At 74.0% G+C, this 2,234-nt stretch carries 2 protein-coding genes; both read left to right on the forward strand.

Annotation, left to right across the window (positions count from 1 at the left end):
* Nucleotides 1-209 precede the first annotated feature (209 nt).
* Complete coding sequence (locus tag ACFWEP_RS34180; RefSeq protein ID WP_387376135.1) at nt 210-1,820, forward strand: aspartate:alanine exchanger family transporter; 1,611 nt, start codon at nt 210-212, stop codon at nt 1,818-1,820.
* A gap of 49 nt (nt 1,821-1,869) precedes the next feature.
* A partial coding sequence (locus ACFWEP_RS34185; protein ID WP_387376137.1) for a hypothetical protein occupies nt 1,870-2,234 on the forward strand: 365 nt, incomplete at its 3' end.

Here is a 2,234-nt window from a genome sequence, read left to right on the forward strand (position 1 = left end):
CGAGTGGCGGGGCGTACGGGCCTGCCGGAAGCTGCCCCCGACAGGACTGGGCCTTTCGTTCGGATCGGGCCGGGTCAGGGAGCGGGGTCGGGTGGCGTGCGTCGCAGGGCGGAGGAGGGAGTCGACGCGGAGCGTCCACGACCGTCCACAACGCCGCGAGGTACGCCACCCAACCCCGCGAGCCCGGCATGATCCGAACGAAGGGCCCCATGCCGGCCGGAAGGCAGGAGGCGGCGCGCGTGTGGCAGTTCTTCGCGGACAACCCCTGGGTGACCGTGTTCTCGGTGATCACGGTCGGCGCCCTGCTCGGGATGGTGCGCTTCGGTCCCGTCCGGCTCGGCGCGGCGGGCGTACTCTTCGTCGGCCTCCTCGTGGGCGCCCTGGACAAGGACATCGCCGACGCCCTGCCCGCCGGGGTGTCCGCCTTGGGACTGGCCCTTTACGTCTACACGGTCGGGCTGGAGTCGGGCCCCGCGTTCTTCCGTGAACTCCGGGGCCAGCTGGCGGTGATGGCCGGGGCGATCGTGGCGCTCGTGGTCACCGCCGTCGTGGTGGGCGCGCTCGGCCACGGCGCCCTGGGCATCAGCGGCCCGTTCCTCGCCGGCGGGTTCGCGGGCATCGGGACCACCACCCCGGGCCTCGCCGCCGCCCAGGCGGCGTCCGAGGATCCGGCGCAGCCCGCCGTCGGGTACGCGATCGGGTATCCGTTCGCCGTGGTGATCACCATCCTGTTCATCGCCGCCCTCGCCACCCGCCGCCGGTGGACCGCCCGCCGTGACCCCGGCTCCGGACTGCCCGCCGCTCTCGTCACCCGGACGGTGCACGTCACCCGCGAGATCGCCTGGGCGGACGTACCCGGCGTCGCCGAGCACCGCGTCCTGGCCAGCGAGTACCGGGCGGTGGGTGCCGCGCCCCGGGTCGCCCTCCAACTGGACCGGCTGCACCCGGGCGACCTGGTCGAGGTGGTGGGCGGCGAGGAGGACGTGGTGGCGGCCACCGCCCGCCTCGGCGAACTCGCCGCCGCCCACCTGCTCGACGACCGGTCCACCGTCGACTACCGCCGCGTCCTGCTCACCAACCCCGACCTGGCCGGCCACACCGTCGCCGAGCTCGGGCTGGCCGACACCTACGGGGCGGCCGTCAGCCGGGTGCGGCGCGGCGACTTCGACATGCTCGCCCACGACGGCCTCGTCCTCCAGCTGGACGACCGGCTCCGCGTGGTCATGCCGCGCGAGCGCTCCGCGGAGGTCACCCGGTTCCTCGGCGACACGGAGGCGAAGGTCAGCGAGGTCAGCGCGGTGAGCCTCGGACTCGGCCTCGCCCTCGGCTTCCTCATCGGCATCCCGTCCCTGACCCTCGGCGGCACCGCTCTGGCCCTCGGCACCGGCGCGGGCCCGCTGGTGATGGGCATGGTCCTCGGCTGGCTCCGGCGCACCGGCCCCCTGGTCTGGACACTGCCGACCCGCGCCAACCTCACGCTGCGCCAGATCGGCCTGCTGCTCTTCCTCGCCATCGTCGGCCTCAGCTCGGGCTACTCCTTCCGGGAGAACGCCTTCTCGATGTTCGGCCTGAAGCTGCTGGCGGTCCTGGTGGTCGGCGCGGTCGTCAGCTACGCGCTGATGGTCCTGGTCGCGAAGGCGCTCGGCCAGAGCCGGGAGCGGACCATGGGCCTGCTCTCGGGGTACGTGGGCAACCCGGCGATCCTCGCGTACACCAACAGCCGGGTGAGCGACAGCCGGGTCAACAGCGGCTACTCGACGCTGTTCGCGCTGAGCATCCTGGTGAAGATCGTCTGCGTCCAGCTGCTCGTGGGGCTGTGACCGGGGGCGGCCCGGCCCGGTCGCCGCACCACCCCGTAGGTTCCGGATCATGGACGGACCGGGGGGCGCTGTGCCCTGGCATGTCCTCGAGGGCGTTCCGTCCGGCCGCGAGGAGACACCGAAGCTGCTCGACGGGCTGCTGAAGGCCGGAGAGCGGCGGATCTCGTGGACACGGCTCCGTGAGCGGGTGGGGACCGGGTGGACCGGCCATCCGCTCTTCGCACCGACGGCGGCCCGCCTCCTCGAACCGCTTCCCGAACTCGACGTGCGCCACCGCCGACAGGTTCTGGCGGGGACGGCGTGCGGGCATGCCGGCCAGGCCCGCCGGACGCCCCGAACCCGAGGGGGACGGCAGCCGGACCGGGGGCCGCGGTACCCGGTCCCGGCCGTCGGTCGTGCCGGGGAGCGGTGGGC

It is taken from the genome of Streptomyces sp. NPDC060198 (genome assembly GCF_042728415.1).
Lineage (GTDB): Bacteria > Actinomycetota > Actinomycetes > Streptomycetales > Streptomycetaceae > Streptomyces.